This is a genomic window from Catalinimonas locisalis (assembly GCF_038039535.1).
Lineage (GTDB): Bacteria > Bacteroidota > Bacteroidia > Cytophagales > Cyclobacteriaceae > Catalinimonas.
Genome location: NZ_JBBPHP010000033.1, coordinates 1 through 18,508 on the forward strand (window position 1 = coordinate 1; position 18,508 = coordinate 18,508).

Below are 18,508 nucleotides of genomic sequence, written 5' to 3' on the forward strand. Positions count from 1 at the left end.
AGTGGTTTTCATTCCCTGGTAGCTTCCGGTACTACTTCCAAGCAGGTAGATCAGGAAAAGGATGCCAAGGTGATTGGTTATGGAGGTATGTTGATTGAATCTTTTCTAGCCATTATTTCTGTCGGTGCAGTCATCGTGATTAGCAGAACAGAATATGCCAGTAGACTGAGTGTGGAGGGGCCCGTCACCATGTTTGCCGATGGGCTAGGAGGTATCATTTCCTCTACCGGTATTTCTTCCACGCTGGCTACTTCTTTCGTTGCGCTTACTGTATCAGCCTTTGCGCTGACCACGCTGGATACCTGTACCCGTCTGGCTAGATTTACTTTTCAGGAGTTTTTTGAGGATGTAGATCACAAAGCAGGGAAAATGCTTTCAGGAAACCGTTATGTGGCTACTTTCATTGTGGTGGTATTATCAGTTTTGTTACTTACATCCGGGGAGTTTACTACGCTCTGGCCAATTTTCGGATCAGCTAACCAGCTACTGGCTGCCCTTGCGCTACTGGCTGTTTCAGTTTGGCTAATCAAACGGAAGGTAAAACCCACTTTTGTATTAATTCCCATGTTCTTCATGTTTGCTGTCACCCTTAGTTCGCTGCTTCTTTTTGCTGTTCAGAATTTCAACAAAGGAGTGTATATTCTTTCAGTTATAGCAGGCTTACTCTTTCTACTTTCTGTAGTACTGATTTGGTTAGCCAGAAAGAGTATTAAAAAGGAACTAAACAATGCCGATCAGCATCTTGAAAAAGTCTGAATTGTAACATGCTAAAGCAAGACGACACGAAACAAGATTAGCTTACCATTGACAGTAACCCTAGCATAAATTGAAGCTAAACCACTACTGTTTACCTTGGCTTTATTTAAACAGAACAATATTGCAAGTGAGTATTTCATTCGCCTTTTTTGCACTAGAATGCGTTACGAATACTTTTTGCAATTCGGTTACCTATTCAAAAACAAGCAAAACAGGCAATCAAATAGGTCATTTAAGTTTTGAAAGTTAGTGAACAAAATGAAAGGTTTAACAACAAGAAAAACTTTTGGAACTTAAATTTTAAAGGGTTTTACGAGTCAATGAATCCAAGGTGCAGAGGGCTTGTAATACCAGTATTGCCTGCTCAATTTACATCCTTGAAGCTTCTATCGTGTTAACAACTGTCCGCTGAGTCGGCGGATATCTATCTCTGTGCTCTTGAGCTGATAACGGAAATTAATCAGATCATTCCGGACATTGATAAATGCCTGCTGGGTAAGGCGAAAGTCATATCCGTTGATGGCTCCCAGTTCCAGCTGTTCCTCAGCAATCTGCAAGGACAGGCGTGCCGATTCCAGACTTTCCTCGGTAATGGACAACTGCCTTTGGAGTGCTTCATATAGGTTGATGTTCTGAATCATGGCCGCCCGTATTGCCTGCTCCCGCTCAGTGCGGTTGATCCTTTGGTTGTTCTGTCTCAGCTCGGCATTGTTGATGGCGATATTGGTACGCCCTCCATCGTAAAGATTCAGGCGAAGGCGGATACCAAACTCCGGTCCGTAACTACGCTGCGATTCTGTAATGCCTATCTCGCTGGTAGAGCGGACATATGAATAATTGCCAAACAGGCTCACTTCAGGATAGCGCTGCGACTGTTCAAGATCTACCAGTATTTCGGAAAGCAACTCTTCCAGTCGGGCCAGCCGTAACTCCCGGTTTTGTGCCTGCGCCATTTCCAGCAGACTGTCAGGAGAGGGCAGGGTCCTGAAACTGATCTCCTCATCAGCAGGCCTTAGCACCTGCTCCAGCGGAAAATTAATCTGATCGTTGATCTGTACGCTCAGGTTCTCAATATTATTAATTTGCTCTACAATCTGGGCGCTATCCGTATTAAAGTCTACTCTGGACTGGTAATACTGCAGGGCACCGGCGGCTCCTACTTCTCTTCTTTTCTGCTCCAGCCTCATCCGGTAAGCAGATATTTCCTGCGACTCGCGAAAATTGGCCAGCAGTTGTCGTTGCCTGATCAGCTCATAGTAGGTCTTGGCTACATCGGATATGGTTTGTTCCAGAAAATAACGGGTTTCCAGTGCACCGATCTGCTGAAGATATTCCAGGCGGTTCTTCTCGGCAAACATTCGGAAACCGTCAAAAACGATCCAGTTTACCTCTACCATAGCATTGAAAGAGGTATTTCTGGCATTATCACGGTTACGTTCTTCTCCCTCAAAAAACTGAATGGTGGTGGTATTGTAGCCGATGGTGCGGTCGGCTATCAGGTCTACGGTGGGGAAAAAACCGGCATTCCCCAATGTATTGTTGTTGTAGGCGATTTGTTCTTCGTTTCGGTAGATTTGCACCTGATAATTGGCACTGAACACCCGGTTGACCAGTTCGGGCAGGCTCACTTCTTCACCCTCCTGTGCTGACAGGGGTAACGTCATCCCCAGCAACAGCAGCAAGCTGATGGCCCTGATCAAAGTTTTGATATGTATTCTTTTAAGCTTCTTCAACCACATTTCTTTTGCTTTTGCTCGCGATATAAGTATATAAGGAAGGAATGACGAAGAGTGTCAGGATCAGAGAAAAAAGTAGCCCTCCAATGATGACGATACCCAGCGGAATGCGGCTGTTGGCCGAACCTCCGAAGGAGATTACCAAAGGTAAAGCTCCGAGGGTAGTAGCCAGGCTGGTCATCAGGATAGGACGAAAGCGCTCCGTAGCCGCATGTATGGCTGCTGACATCAAATCCTCTCCGGCATCTCTTTTCTGGTTGGCAAACTCAACAATAAGAATACCATTTTTGGTGACGATACCAATCAATACGATCATCCCGATCTGGCTGAAAATATTGAGCGTCTGCCCAAAAATAAGCAGCGACATCAGGGCACCGGCCAGTGCCAGCGGCACTGTAAACATAATGGTAAACGGGTCACGGAAACTTTCAAACTGTGCCGCCAGCGTCAGGTATACCAGCAGCAGCGCAAAAATAAAAGCGATCAACAGATTGCTGGAGCTTTCTGCATAATCTTCCGACTGTCCCTTGAGTGCGGTACTGAAATTTTCATCCAGCACCTCATCGGCAATCTGATTCATTACGTCCAGCCCCTTTCCCAAAGTATAGCCTTCGGCCAGGGAGGCAGAGATGGTTGCTGAAGTAAAACGGTTGTATCGCAGCAACTGGGGCGGACGACTCTCATTTTGAACAGTAACCAGGTTATCCAAAGCTACCCGCTCGCCGTATTTGCTCAGGACAGTAATCTCCGCAAGGTCGGCCGGTTCATTGCGTTCGCTTCTTTCCGCCTGTGCAATAATGTAGTACTGTTTGCCATCCTTGATAAAGTAGCCCAGCCGCTGCTCGCTAAAGTAAGTTTGTAAAGTTAGCGCTACCGCTCTTACGCTAATTCCTAAATCCTGTGCCTTAGACCGGTTGATTTCCACCAGCAGTTCGGGCTTATTGAACTTCAGGTTGATATCTACCACATTGAAGGCCGGATGCTGTCGGGCACGCTGCATAAAGGTAGGGATGACTTCTCTTAAATCTTCCAGATTTGGCGATTGCAGTACAAACTGAACCGGCAGGCCACTGCTGGAACCTGCGCTGATGGTAGGAGGCTGGGTAACGAAAGTTCGGGCAAAATTATATTTCTTTACTTCCTGGCTCAGAATTTCGGCCAGCTCCATTTGTGAGCGTTCTCTTTCCTGGGGTGGATACAGGCGGAGCCTGACGAAGCCTGAATTGACCGAAACGGAGGAGCCGAAGGTAGGGGAGGTGACTGATAGTAGGTTTTCTTTACCGGGCAAGGTATCTACCAGATCAATAAGCTTTTGCTGATAAGTATCCATCATATCGTAAGAAGTACCCTGAGGTGCGGTAGTCACCAGCCGTACGCTGCTTTTGTCTACCTGCGGTGCCAGTTCAGATTCTATCAAAGACACAAATAGCCAGATCAATCCACCAATGATGGCTACTGCCGGGAAGGCCAGCCAGCGTTTTTTCATAAATTTTTCCAGCCATCCCTGGTAGCCGTTGATCAGCCACTCTATACCACGGCGAATGGGTTGCAGAAACTTATATTCCTTATTGTCTTGCTTAAGCATACGCGAACACAACATGGCCGTGAGGGAGAGGGAGACAAAGGTTGAAATCAGCACCGATCCGGCGACTACCACCGCAAATTCCCGGAAAAGTCTGCCGGTAAGACCCTGCAGGAAAAAAATTGGCAAAAAGACACATACCAGTGTAATGGTGGTAGCAATGACGGCAAAAAATACCTGCCGACTACCTTTAAAAGCTGCCTGAATCGGATTTAGCCCCTCTTCTATACGGGAGTAGATATTTTCCATCACCACAATAGCATCGTCAACCACCAGGCCGGTGGCGAGCAGCATGCCCAGCAGGGACAGCAGGTTGATAGAATAACCGGCGAAGTAGAGAATGCCAAAAGTACCAATGAGCGAAATGGGTATGGTAATGATGGGAATAATGGTGGTACGTATGTTCCTCAGAAAGATAAAGATAATGATCACCACCAGGGCAAAGGCTACTAGTATGGTATTCTGAACTTCTTCAATGGAGCGGCGGATGCTGGTGGTGGTGTTCAGTCCTACACCCAGTACAATATCTTCGGGTAGGTCCTGCTTTATTTTTTCTACTTCGGCGAAGGCCTGGTCTACAATTTCAATATAGTTGGCTCCCGGCTGAGGTTGCATGGCTACTCCTACCATAGGCTCTCCTCCATTTCCCCGCAGTATGGTTTGCTTATTTTGTGGTGCCAGTTCGGCTCGGCCTACATCCTCCAGCCTTACCAGTACGCTATCCCGCTCAGCAATGATCATCTCATTGAATTCCTGCTCAGTTTGCAACCGCCCAAAGGTGCGAATGGTCAGAAATTTACGTCCCTCAATACGGCCGGTGGGTAGTTCAATGTTCTGGTTGTTTAATGCCCTCTGAATATCCATAGGCGAGATAGAGAAGGCTTCCATACGATCGGGGTCCAGCACCAGGCGCATGGCGTAGAGCTTTTCTCCCCAGAGATAGACTTCGCTGACACCCTGGATGGTTTGCAGACGTTCGGCAAACAACTGGTCGGCAATATCAGTCAGTTCCAGCAAATCCCTTTGATCGCTCTTGAGGGTGATGGCCAGAATAGTCTCGGCATCAGCATCTGCTTTAGAAACCACCGGCGGGTCGGCATCGGGAGGCAGGCTACTTACGGCCTGTGATACTTTGGAGCGCACGTCATTGGCGGCATTGTCCAGGTCTATACCCAGCTCAAATTCTACTGTAATACTGCTGCGTCCCTGTGAACTAATGGAACTTAGGGTTTTGATACCCTCCACCTGATTGATTTCCTCTTCCAGGGGTTCGGTGATCTGCGATTCTATAATCTCAGCATTGGCCCCGGTATAGTCAGTCTGTATAGTAACCACCGGTGGGTCTACACTAGGATATTCACGAACCCCCAAACGTAGAAACCCGATAATGCCAAAAAGCACAATGACGATAGAGAGTACAGTCGCCAGTACCGGCCGCTTGATACTTAAGTCGGATAATGTCATAGGGCTTTCTCTTTTAATGATCTGACTTCCACTTCGGTGCTATCACTCACCTGCATGAGCCCGGTGATAAGGATAGTATCTCCGGCATGAAGCCCTTGTGCAATCTGGACGCGGCTCTCGGTACGTATCCCCATACTTACCGGCTGCTTGAGTGCCAGGCCGTTCTGAACCTTATAGACGATATGCCCGTCGCGTTCAGGCTGCACTGCTTCGGCAGGTACCATAAGTGCCTGAGGGTCCAGTGCCAGACTTACTTCTACCTGGGCAAAGTTGCCGGGCGTAAACTTCAGCGAGTCGTTTTCCAACTTAGCTCTGAGCTGTATACTGCGTGAGGCAGCGCTGATCAGTGGGTTGATGGCATAGATTACCGCTTGTGCGGTATCCAATCCGCTGTTGTCAATGACCTTTACTGCCTGCCCTTCTTCCAGGTAGGGGAGATACTGAGCAGGCAGGTTAAAGTCCACCCTTATCAGATTTGACTGCACTAGTTGGGTGATGGCATCGCCCTGGGCGAGATAAGCTCCCTGGCTGAAGTTGCGCATACCTATCTGCCCGTCAAAAGGGGCATTGACATTGGCCAGATTGATTTGCACGTTCAGCTCGTTAATCTGAGCCTGGAGATTGCTAACGGTAGCCCTAATTTGATCAACCGCCTCCTGGCTGGTCCCTTCTATGTTTAGCAGTTCTTCATTACGCTGTAACTCCTTCTGAGCAGAGCTTAGCTGTGCCTGCAGACCCTCACGCTGTGCTCTTAGCTGCCGATCGTCAATTTTCAGAAGTAATTCTCCCTGTTCTACCTGCTGTCCTTCCTTAAAGTAAATTCTCAGCACATTACCAGCAACAGGGGCTCTGAGCTGTACTTCTTCATACGGCAGGAGGTTGGCTGTAGAAGAGACTGTATTGTTTAGTTGCCGGGCCTCTACCAAGTGGGCATCTACTTCCAGTACCTGTTGCTGCTGTGTCTGCTGTCTTTCCTCCTGCTGATTGCAGGAAGATAATAGCAGATAGAGAAAGCAAAGGATATAGGTATATGAATTTGTTTTCATGGATTTGGTGGTGAAAAAATATCGCTGCGGCAAAAAAAATGACCACTTCGTATATGAAACAGAATATATATAAGACTGCTCTTTGTAAGATTTGTTTAAAGGATATTGAGTCTTTTTGCACAGAATACTTTATTGAGGGTGTGAGAACCTTTGTTCTTTTGCCCTTCTGAGTCGGTGCTTCTATTATTACTTTTTCAAAATTTGTAAGACTTTCCCAATATGGAGCATGTGCTGGCCAAAGTAAAATAGCGAGGATGAAATATTGTGATTTTCATGGATCTTCTCCAGGACAATGGAAGAAATAACTCATATCCAGGGTTAAAACATCCTGACAAGTATATCAAAGTCCATCAATCTGTAGGAAGCACTTTATGCTTTTGGTTGGTGATGAACCTTCTTTGGCAATACAGTACATCATAGACGTACGAAAATGCAGTGGTATGATTTTATGATCAACTTTTAAAACACTGTTAGCTTTTACAAATGTAAGTGTTTGATTTTCTGATGCTTAATAATCCTCCTTTTCAAGATATATTTTTCTGGCAGAAACAAAGAAGATCACAGCTTGCTGAATTACTTACCTAAATAGTCTCTTAAACTTGCTGAAACCTACCTGCTAAGCTGCTTTTCAGTGCAAGTAAAAAGATTTTTTGACAACTGAATGCAAGCATGATTTGCGAAGTAAATATTTTCCATTGACTAATTTTAGCCAAAAATTAATTCTGGCCTTCTGCTCTGGATAAATCCCGATTAAGGAGAAAGATGTGAGGAAAAAAAGTTAGCAATACAAATTAAGCACTATGAAGTTATTCTCTTTTACGTTCGTTAAGAAAGCAAAACTAAAGCAATATACTGAAGAACATGCTTCCCTTCAGTCACAAATTGCATCTGCAGCTGAATTTATCAGTGAAATTGAAAAAGGTAATCTGGAAGTAAAGTACTATGAGGAAGAGAATATAAGCAAGATAGAATCAGCAGATCAACTGGCTCAATCACTTATCAGTCTTAGGAAACAGTTGGTCAAAGTATCTCAGGAAGAAAAACAGAGAAACTGGGTAGCAGACACCAGGTCTAAGTTTATGGATATTCTTCGCTCAAGAGATAATGACTTAAAAGAACTTGCTGAAGACATTATCCGCAGCTTGGTGAAGTACCTATCAGCAAATCAGGGTGGTTTGTTCTTGGTAAATGATGATAACGAAAATGATATACATATTGAGCAGTTGGCCTGTTATGCTTATGAACGTAAAAAGCATTTAAACCAACGTATTGAAATAGGTGAAGGGCTCATTGGGCAGACTATTCTTGAGAAAGAGTCTATCTATCTGACTGAAATACCTCAAAACTACCTGAAGATTACCTCAGGGCTTGGTGAAGCAAATCCCCGCCACCTGTTGATTGTTCCTTTAAAGCTGGAAGATAAGGTGTTCGGTGCTATTGAGATTGCTTCCTTCCATGCAATCAAAGATTATGAAATAGAGTTTACCGAACAACTTGGAGAAAGTATTGCTTCTACCATTGCCAACGCTAAAAATAATTTCCGGACCAAAAAATTATTGGAAGAAACCCAGCAGCAGGCAGAAGAAATGCGGGCACAGGAAGAAGAAGTAAGGCAAAATATGGAAGAGCTTTCTGCTACACAAGAGGATATGCAGAGGGTAATGAAAGAGTTGCAAGGTAATGAGGCTTTTATGAAGGGGCTGATTGATGCTTCCTCTGATGCTATTTTTACCATAGATCGTGAGTACAAAATCATAAATTGTAACAAGGTATTAAAAGAAACCTATAGTTCACAGGGAGCTGTGATAGATAAAGGTTTTGAAATCTTGGGTCTGTTTACAGATGAGCAAAAGTCTACCTACAAAAAGTATTATGACCGTGTGTTGGGTGGTGAAGCATTTAAAGTCTCGGAATCATTTAAAAGCGAAAGTGGAGAAAGTTTTTTTGAAATTACCTACAGTCCTCTGAGAGATGAAGAAGGTAAAGTGACTGGCGCTGCAGTATTCGGAAAGGACATCACAGAGATTGAAGTAGCTCGTATCAATAATGAAAAACTGCTTTCAGAGAGTCAGAGTATTGCAGAAAAACTAAAGGAGCAGGAAAATGAGAGGTCGTACATGATGCAGGAACTGCAAGAGAAAGAAGAGTATACAACTGCACTCATGGGAGCCTGTAAGGATACCATCTTTGTAATTGATACGGACTATCGTTATTTAGACTTCAATGAAACTTTCAAGGCGTCAATTGCTCAAACTGGCGTAAAAATAAATATAGGTGATGATGTGTTTAAGATACTTTCTGAAAGTGAAAGAGCACACCATAAAGAGCTGTATGACAAAGTTTTCAAGGGTGAGTCTTTTGAAGTCACAGAACATATCGCTGTAGCTGACGCATACTATCTGTCATCTTACAATCCTTTGAAAGATAAGAATGGAGATATCTATGCCTGCGCTGTGTATGCCAAAGATATCACTGAGCTAGTAAAGTCTCAGAAACAGGCAGAAGCTTTGTTACATGAAAGTCAACAGCAGGGAGAGGAAATGAAAGCTCAGGAAGAGGAATTGCGACAAAATATGGAAGAATTATCTGCTACCCAGGAAGAGATGCATCGGATTATGAAAGATGTACAGCGCAGTGAGCACTATCTGACCGAACTGCTTAATATTACGCAGGACACGATTTATACCATAGATAAAGGTGGTAAAATTTTGACATTCAACAGGTATTTTGAGGAAAATATGAAAAGGTACGGTATCCAGATAGATAAAGGATTTGATTATCTGTCTATCCTACCCAGTGAGGAAGAAAAGCAAAGTCAGAGAACAATTATTGATAAGGTATTTGAGGGTGAGGCTATTGAAATCCCTCTCTTTTATGAAGTTGAGGGTGGAGAAATTCACCTGATCAGTAATTATAGTCCCATAAGAAATGTTGAAGGTGAAATCGTGGCGGTCGCCGTCTATTCCAGGGATGTTACGGAATTGGTGATGGCCAAACAGAAAGCCAGTCAAGCAGATAAGTAAAATTACTGGGGAGACATAAAAAAATTGTGTCAAAGTTGTAATCCCTACAACTTTGACACAGTTTCGTTTACAGTCTCAAATGGCCAGATACACCCAGCCCAGCCAGTCGTTGAACTTCCTTTTCTTTTCCTCTACATTTTTTTTATCTCGGGCCACCAGCCAGATTAATACCCCGGAAAGGATGACAAAGCAGGAGACAATTCCCAGAATGAAGTAGACCATCCTCAGTCCTACTCCACCGAAATCTCCGAAATGCAATCTGTACAAAATGCCGGATGCTCCATCCACATAGGAAGTTTGTTTGAAGGGTTCTTTTTCAGAGACGATTTCTCCACTCTTCACATATTTCATCTCTGAAGAACGAAAAAGAGCCTGCAAAAAATATGACATACAATATGGCACTGATGATGATCCCACTGATGGTATGGGTATGAAATAATATTTAAAATACTGCCTGATGATGCGTTTCTTCTTTCCCACTAAAATCATAAAGTTTGATTTTAACCTCATTTCCATACAATGTTAACTTCCTACCAGATTGAGAGAGATAAGAATTTCCATAATAGAACTCCTGAACTCTTTGGCTGCTGTCATTGAGGGTTATTTTCGCTTTGAAAATATGGTTGGGTACATTCAAAGCAGCTGCATCCTGCTGTTGAAAAGCATCATAGTTGTAAGCTTGTAGAGGGCCATTCGTATTGGCGAATAAGTAAACTGGCTGACCTTTCACCTGTATGCTGGCAGCACCTTTGGCATTTTTATCCACTAATAATCCTGTGTTAAGTGGGAGCATAGGGGTAAAGTTTCCTTGACCATTTCCTTTTAGAAAAATTCCGGTAGAAGCATCGTATCTGCCACTGACTACTTCTGTTCCGAAATCATTGCCTGACAATAGCACATCCAGGTTTCCATCTCCATCAAAATCTTCTATGAGTATGCCGTAAATCGGAGCGATCTGTGCCTGTTTTGGTAATTCAATTAATTTAAACCGTCCTTCACCGATGTTTTCCAGGTAAGAAGAAGCATGGTGAAATGACTTTGCGGTATAGGCTCTACTTTTATCAGTTGGAGTCAAAATGTCTGAGATACTGGCATTGGCATAACTTTCATAGTCAGGAAACTTCTTCTTCAAAGCGGGTACCTGGCGAATAATATCATCTCTGGAGTGGGTAGGGTATTCCTGATGGTTAATGTAGTTAGTAATGATAGGATCAATGAAACCATTCTGATCCAGATCGGTAGCATAAATTGTCATGGGTTCATTACGGGAGACTTCTTCTCTTGTATTTAGACCCAGATTACCCAATACATAATCAGTATCACCATCCGAATCAAAATCACCTCCGTTTATACTGTTCCACAAGCCAGCGGTATAGTTCAGGCCCGTTCGGTTTGACACATTCTCCAGCTTACCCTCTATATTCTCAAAAAACTGTAGAGGCATAAACTCACCTACAACGATCAGGTCAGCGTCCATATCATTATCAAAATCTGTCCAGAGGGCGTCGGTGACCATGCCTAACTTTCTCAGGGCAGGAGCAAGGGCATTCGTTTTGTCCACGAATTTTCCTCCTTCATTGATAAGCAGGTAACTGTCTGGTGGGAGTGGGTATTTCAAAGGAATAAGCCGTCCTCCCACAAATAAGTCCAGATCTCCATCCTGATCATAATCTGCTGCTCTGACACAGGAGCTGCTTACAGGAAATGCCGGAAGCACTCCTTCGGTGAGGGTAAAATTTCCTTTTCCATCATTCTCGTATAATCGGTCCTGATAATACTGGGAGTCAGCATAGTGTTCATTGCTGCCGCTGGCAATATAGAGGTCAAGATCATTATCATTGTCATAGTCAAACAAGAGTACGCCCAGGTCTTCCGCAGCCATTTCATCATCGGATCGGGTGAGGGCTTTTTTGGTAAACTTTCCGTTCTGTTGCTGAAAGAAAAGATAGCCGGAATGATCATAGGCACCCCCGATGAAGAAATCCTCTAAGCCATCAGCATTCATATCTCCCACGGCTATACCAGGCCCCTGATCGGATAATTTGTGCGGTAAAAGATACTGTCGGCCAAAGTCATTGTACTCAGGGTCTACATGCTGGTGATTCAGTCCAAGTGCTTGGGTAATGTCCGAAAACCAGGGTGTATTATTTTCTGTAAATGGAGGTGCTATCAGCGATTTTGCCTCTGCATGTACTACCGTAATATATTGGTTGGCAACAACTTCTTCTATTTTAGATATCTTCCCATCAGGCCAGTTTACAATGATGCTGTCCACAACCTTGATAGTATCAAGCCCAAAGTGCAAACCAGGAGCCACGGATGATTGATAGCCTCTTACTACAGATTGCTCAGCTAGCTGGTACATATCAGTGGCATATAAAGCTACTTTTGCCCCAATGCCTGTTGGGTTTAAACGATCCCCTTTAAGCTGAACGCCTAAGAAGTTTCTACCACGTTGAGAGGTAGTCAGATTTTCGTAGATAAAAGCAGGCTCATTGATATTGTTGACGACAAGGTCCAGATCACCGTCACGGTCCAGGTCTCCGTAAGCGGCACCATTGGATAAAGAAGGATTGTTGATACCCCATGTATCAGTAGCATCGGCAAAACTCAATTCTCCCTGATTTTCAAAAATGAAGTTTGATAATTTTATGGAGGGCATCTGTTTAGCCTTTTCTTTTAAAATATGATCCAGACTATCTGCTGTGACATTGCCACTCAAGCCTGCCGTATAGTTGATAAAATCCAGATCAGTAATATCTCTGAGATAACCGTTAGAGATAAATATATCTTTCTTTCCGTCGTTATTGAAATCCGCCATGAGTGGGGCCCAGCTCCAATCTGTCGCATGTAAATCCAAAAGCTGCCCTATTTCAGCGAATTTTGTATGCTGACCATCTACTTTGCCCAAATTGAGCTGTACAGTATTTCGCATGTACTGCGGCATGTATCCTTGCTCCAGGGTAAACTGATACAGATTGTAATTCATTGGGCCAGACATCTTCTTCCGATGGTAATTATCCCGGGGGAGCATATCCAGCGTAAGAATATCGCTAAGGCCATCGTTGTTAAAATCAGCAATATCATGCCCCATGCTAAAATGACTCACATGCCCGAAATAAGATTTTGACATTTCTGAAAAAGTGACTTTTCCGTCTGGACCTTTCTGATTATTGATATAGAGATAATCGTTGGCAATAAAATCGTTGGTGACAAAAATATCAGGCCAGCCGTCATTATTTATATCACTGATACCCACGCCTAGCCCCAAACCATCGTATAGGATACCAGCCTCCTGTGTAACATCCGTGAAGGTTGGGTCTTGACCAGCTGCGGCTCCATTATTACGATAAAGCTTATCATTGGCAGGGCCACTACCATCACTAATCAGAGGAGTAACCTGGTTAGGATTGCGGATAGCATTGGTATGGTTGAGCAGGTACACATCAAGGTCACCGTCAAGGTCATAATCAAAGAACACTGCCTGGGTAGAATAGCTGGTATCTGCTAAGCCGTATGCTTCGGCTGACTCGGTGAAAGTTGGGTGTCCAGTCTCGTCATTAATCCCATTATTGACATACAACTTATTTTTCCGTTTTTCAGCTTCATAATTTCCTGAACGGCAAACATAAATATCCAGCAGGCCATCGCTATTAATATCCACCATGGTGACGCCAGTAGACCAGCCACTAGATAAAATATTGGCAGTCTCACTAATGTCCTCAAAACTCATCTGCTTATTTTCTCCCTTTCCTTTGTTCAGGTAAAGCCGGTCACTGACCATATTTCCGGTGAAAAAAATATCGGGGAGGCTATCATTATTGACGTCTCCTATCGCTACGCCACCCCCATTATACACATAAAAGAAGTCTACCATATTGAATGTGTCATTCTCTTCTATGGTATTGGTAAAGTCCACACCAGTCTGCTCAGCGGGTAATAGCCTGAATATTTCTTGTGTATTATTTACAGAAGAGGTTTCTTCCTCTGAACAGCCGTACGCAATGGTCAATAAGAATAGTAATAAGAAAAGGTCAGATAGGCGTTGCATGATTCAAAATTTACTGGATTTAATCCGTAACCTTATATGGGGTTTAGTATAATCATTTAAGGCACATAAAGCATAAAACCTGCTAAAAAAGCAGGTTCTATTGCATCGTTCATGGTTATGTTATGTGAACTACTCAGTTTTAATACACTGAATGCTGTTGTACATTAGGATTACCCAATGTTTCATTCAGAGGTATAGGAAGTACATAATCTCTGGGTGAGAGTGTACGGTCAACATCATAAGTATCTATGAATTCCTGAATATAATCTCCCAGATAATCTGGTTCTCCGCCAAAAGTACTTTTACGCTTCAGTTCGGGATACGTCTCCTGCTCAAAAGCAAACTCCAACACACGTTCCTCTACGATGGCGTCTCTGAGTTCGGATTGGGTTAAGCCGGATAAGGGCTCTAATCCTGCACGCCTGCGCACCTCATTAATACCGAAGTAAGCATCTCCTGTTCCGCTCTCATTGGCTGCTTCTGAATGGCCCAAGAGAACATCTGCATAGCGGAGATAGACAATGTTTCTTTCGGTGAGGTTTGCGTTAGTGCCTATTTCTACCCATTTGGCTACCCAGCCATTAGAGAAGATCAGTTCCTCAGGATTATTGGGATCAGCATCAGCAGATACCATGCCGCCAAAGCGACTCAGGTTATAGGAAGCATCCTCGCTCCATCTTACAATAGGATATTCACCTTCATCTGTTAAGCCTACACGATTGCTGGGATACTCGGTAATGAACGTACCCGGGATACGTTTGTCTTCCGGGTCGTATTTCATACGAAATGCCTGGGTACCATTGAGCCAATGCCAACCCACACCACCTAACTCGTTAGGAAGATCAGCAGGCACAAAATGCGAATGATGGTTGTTATATTCATTGGCATTCGCTGAAGCTGAAACCTGAGCTTCAAAGATACGCTCGCCTGAGTTTTCGTGTGCTACATCAAAGTTATGGGCAAAATCTTCAAAAAGCGCAAAGCCTCCCTCGTTTACGATGGTTTCGGCAGTAGTACGGGCTTCATTCCACTTTTCATCCAGCAGGTATACTTTCATGAGCAATGCCATGGCAGCCCATTTGGTAGCTCTTCCTACATCTTCTCCGGCATATGATTCAGGTAAGACATCGGCTACTGCATTTAAGTCACCCTCAATCAGGTCAAGCGCAATACGCTTTCCATTTTCATTGGAGGGTAAATCCTGATCGCTCACTGTTCTTTGAGTAGTGACTGGTACATCATCAAAATACCTAACCAGATTGTAGTAATAGAATGCTCTCAGGAAAATGGCTTCTGCCTTTACTCTGTCCAGCAGTGCGGTGTTAGATACGCCATTTTCTTTCAAGTCATCAGCCTTTTCTATTACGGCATTAGCTCTGTTGATATTTTCATAAGAAATTCTCCAGTAAGTACCGATGTAGTCATCACCAGGGTTTACATTTCCATTCTGAAAATCAAGCGGCCCTTTTTCCCAGCCCACCTGATAGCCTACCCGACACTCAAACACATAACGGTTATAAAAGTGATTAGACCAATCACGTCCATATCCAATACCATCATAAATTGCATTAACCCCAAGCTCCAACTGCTCAGCAGTAGTGAAGAAGTTATCCTGCGTAATGAAATCGGGATTTTCATCCAGTTCTTCACAAGCCAAAGGAATCAGCATAGCGAAGACCAGAATTAATTTCGGGATTTTTATCATTATAGTTTTCATAATTCTCATGGATTATAGCCCTAAATTGATACCAACAGTAAATGTCCTTGAACGGGGGTATGCATCATAATCATCCCCTCGGTTCAGGTTGTTTTGTCCCCGGTTATTGACTTCCGGATCAAAACCACTATAATCTGTAAAGAGCAAAGGGTTTTGCGCACTTACATAAAATCTAGCATTGCGAATAAAACCTGAAACAGGTAAGGTATACCCAAAGGAAATATTCTGTACTCTTATAAAACTGCCATCTTCAATGAAGTAGTCTGAGTCTCTGTAAGAGTTAGCAAAGTCACGGTTTCCATCAATCACCGGGCGGGTAGCATCAGGATTATCAGGAGTCCATGAATCTGTCAATATGCTGGCGATCTGGTTGATTTTCTGGACACCATCACCAATCTCGGATTGCTGCAGGTTTCTCACATCATTGCCTTGTACTCCTCTGAGGAACAAGTTGAAATCAAAGTTTTTGAAATTAAGGGTAGTAGTAAGTCCCCAGGTAAAGTCAGGATTAGGATCACCCATAATGATATAATCATCAGGTGTGATCGCGCCATCGTCATTGGTATCCTGATAGCGAGGATAACCCGGTTGATCACCGGAGCGGGAAGGATTGTTATCAATTTCTTCCTGCGTCTGGAAAAGCCCTATGTAACGATATCCTCTCCATACACCTATGGGATTACCTGCTTCTACCCAGCTTCCGTCTACGCCAAGGTGTCCACTGGTAGAGCTGGAGAAAAAGGGTGTGCTGCTGCCCAAGTCCGTGATCTTATTACGTAAGAAGGAAATATTACCAGAAATATCCCATCTTAAATCCTGTCTGTCAATGGCAATGTAGTTTAGCCCTAACTCAAACCCTTTGTTTTCCAATGAACCTGAGTTTTTCAGAATGGAACTGAAGCCAAGGCTACTGGGTACAGTTACAAAGAGTAGCAGGTCTTCAGTGGTGTTATAGAAATAATCTGCTGTCAGGTTTAACTTGTTTTGCAGGAAGGATAAATCTAAACCTACATTAAACATTTGAGTAGACTCCCACCTGAGGTCAGGGTTGGACAAACGAGCATCCGCCAGACCTAAAACCAGGTTGCCTCCAAACACATAGTTGTACTCATTCAGATTAGCCTGTGAGTTATACACCGGAATTTCGGAATTACCGGTAATACCCCAGCTTGTTCTAAGCTTCAGGTCACTAAATGCGGTAGAAAGTCCGGAATTCTGAAAGAAGTCTTCTTCCACCACTCTCCAACCAAACGCCACAGAAGGGAAGTTTGCCCACTTGTTGGCCGCACCAAACCTAGATGAACCATCACGACGGAATGAGAAGGTGAATAAATATCTTTCCATCAGGTTGTAATTTACTCTACCCAGGAATGATTTCAGTAACCATTCTCTTCGGCTTGAGAAAGGAATCTGTATGTCGGTACCTCCACCGAGCGTTGCCTGATCTACGCTACTAGCTGAAAGGCCCCGGTTGGTGGCGCTCATCCCCTCATTCACTTCTTTCTGGAAGGTATATCCTGCTACCACATTGATGCTATGATCTTCGTTGAATTGCTTGTTATAGGAGAGGATATTTTCGTTCAGGATGTTGATAGAGTTACGGTTGGCTTTGGTCAGTTCGCCAGCTCTGTCTCTACCCAAACGAGAGTTTTCCACCGGATAAAAGGTTGTCCTGCTGGCGTTGAGAATATCTGCACCTATACTGGTTTTGAAACTCAGGCCTTCAACGATTTGAAAAGTAAATCCGGTATTTCCTAATACACGATTATTTATGTCGCTATCTGTAACATATTCCAGCTCCTGTAGCGGGTTGGTCAAGAATCGGCCATCGTACGATGCCAAAGCATAAGTGCCATCATCATTTCTTACCGGTACACTGGGATCAAGGCCTAAAGCAGTAATAATGATACCTCCAGGTCCACCCTGATCTGTAGGTGCGTTATTGGAATTGGTACGGTTAAACGACCAGCTGTTACTGATCGTTAAACGATCATTCAGCGCGCTATTGTCCAGGTTGAGCCTGATGCCATAACGGGAAAAATCAGTATTCTCAATGATACCCTGGTTATTAAAATAGCTTCCGATAACAGCATAACGCATTTTATCGCTACCGCCGGTAAAACTGAGCTGATGGTTTTGAATACTTCCCGGCTGGGTTACTTCATCCAGCCAGTTAGTACCTTCTCCAATGGCGTCAATTTCTTCCTGACTGTAAATAGGTGCTCCGCCCTGGCTTTGCTCCAGGGTATTGAGATAAGTGGCAAACTCTCCTCCATTCAGTACATCAATCTTGTTGGCAATGGTCTGAACTGAGTAGGAGCCGTCATAATCAATTTTACTTTCACCGGCTTTTCCCCTCTTAGTGGTGATCAGAACTACCCCGTTAGAACCCCTTGAACCGTAAATAGAGGTGGCAGAAGCATCTTTTAGGATCTCTATAGAGGCAATATCATTAGGGTTGATGGTTGCCATAATATTAGAGGGCTGGCGGCTACCTCCCACGCCATAAGCGCTGTTGTCTGGATAGATGGGAAACCCATCAATGACATACAAAGGCTCACTACCACTATTAATGGAGTTAGACCCTCTGATTCTAACTGAAACCCCACCTCCGGGAGCAGCGGAAGCCTGGGTAACCTGCACACCCGGAGCTCTGGCCTGAATACCCTGATCTATAGAAGCTACCGGGAATTCATTGATAGATTCTCCATCAATGGAGGCGACCGAACCTGTAAGGTCACTTTTCTTGACAGTACCGTAACCTACCACTACTACTTCGGAAAGAGACTGAAGGTCAGGGGATAGGTCAACATTGATGGTGCTTTGTCCGTTGATTTCTACTTCGGTGGTTTCGTATCCTACGGATGAAAAAACCAGCGTATTAGCACCGGAGGGAACGGTGAGACTATAATTTCCATCAATATCTGTTACCGTACCTGTGGTACTTCCTTTCACAAGAACGTTTACACCGGGTAAGCCTGAGTTATTCTCCAGGTCTGTTACCGTTCCACTTACTGTAGATTGCGCATATGTAAGCGTGCTGAGTCCGCAAATGAGTAAGAGGCACCACCAGCCGATCAACTTGTCTGGTTTTAATTTGAACAGTAGAGGTTGTTGCATTTTCATAAAATAT

At 43.9% G+C, this 18,508-nt stretch carries 10 protein-coding genes; 2 read left to right on the forward strand and 8 right to left on the reverse strand.

Features of this window, described 5'->3' with window-relative positions; all coding sequences use genetic code 11:
* A partial coding sequence (locus WJR50_RS25850) for a carbon starvation CstA family protein (protein WP_341296204.1) occupies positions 1-756 on the forward strand: 756 nt, incomplete at its 5' end.
* A 386-nt stretch (positions 757-1,142) separates the two neighbouring features.
* Here the strand turns inward: WJR50_RS25850 and WJR50_RS25855 are convergent.
* Genes WJR50_RS25855 through WJR50_RS25865 form a run of 3 tightly spaced genes read right to left on the reverse strand, consistent with a single transcriptional unit; the run spans position 1,143 to position 6,584 of the window.
* The gene (locus tag WJR50_RS25855; RefSeq protein WP_341296205.1) at positions 1,143-2,489 is read right to left on the reverse strand and encodes a TolC family protein; all 1,347 of its coding nucleotides are present in this window, start codon (positions 2,487-2,489) and stop codon (positions 1,143-1,145) included.
* A complete protein-coding gene (locus WJR50_RS25860) occupies positions 2,476-5,538 on the reverse strand; it encodes an efflux RND transporter permease subunit (protein WP_341296206.1) in 3,063 nt (1,020 codons plus the stop codon). Before WJR50_RS25860 ends, WJR50_RS25855 begins: the two co-directional genes overlap by 14 nt.
* A complete protein-coding gene (locus WJR50_RS25865; protein WP_341296207.1) occupies positions 5,535-6,584 on the reverse strand; it encodes an efflux RND transporter periplasmic adaptor subunit in 1,050 nt (349 codons plus the stop codon). Before WJR50_RS25865 ends, WJR50_RS25860 begins: the two co-directional genes overlap by 4 nt.
* 800 nt (positions 6,585-7,384) lie before the next feature.
* On the opposite strand from WJR50_RS25865, the gene WJR50_RS25870 reads away from it, so the two are divergent.
* A complete protein-coding gene (locus WJR50_RS25870; RefSeq protein WP_341296208.1) occupies positions 7,385-9,607 on the forward strand; it encodes a PAS domain-containing protein in 2,223 nt (740 codons plus the stop codon).
* 75 nt (positions 9,608-9,682) lie between these two features.
* On the opposite strand, the gene WJR50_RS25875 is transcribed toward WJR50_RS25870, so the two are convergent.
* The 5 genes from WJR50_RS25875 to WJR50_RS25890 form a co-directional block, all read right to left on the reverse strand.
* Entirely contained in the window at positions 9,683-9,958 is a 276-nt protein-coding gene (locus tag WJR50_RS25875) for a PepSY domain-containing protein (RefSeq protein WP_445223488.1), read from the reverse strand.
* Complete coding sequence (locus tag WJR50_RS34245) at positions 9,924-10,001, reverse strand: hypothetical protein (protein ID WP_445223489.1); 78 nt, start codon at positions 9,999-10,001, stop codon at positions 9,924-9,926. Before WJR50_RS34245 ends, WJR50_RS25875 begins: the two co-directional genes overlap by 35 nt.
* 48 nt (positions 10,002-10,049) lie before the next feature.
* Entirely contained in the window at positions 10,050-13,658 is a 3,609-nt protein-coding gene (locus WJR50_RS25880) for a VCBS repeat-containing protein (RefSeq protein ID WP_341296210.1), read from the reverse strand.
* 139 nt (positions 13,659-13,797) lie between these two features.
* Positions 13,798-15,375 (reverse strand): RagB/SusD family nutrient uptake outer membrane protein, encoded by a 1,578-nt coding sequence (locus WJR50_RS25885; RefSeq protein WP_341296211.1) that lies wholly within the window; start codon positions 15,373-15,375, stop codon positions 13,798-13,800.
* 12 nt (positions 15,376-15,387) lie between these two features.
* Complete coding sequence (locus WJR50_RS25890) at positions 15,388-18,501, reverse strand: SusC/RagA family TonB-linked outer membrane protein (protein ID WP_341296212.1); 3,114 nt, start codon at positions 18,499-18,501, stop codon at positions 15,388-15,390.
* Positions 18,502-18,508: the final 7 nt, after the last annotated feature.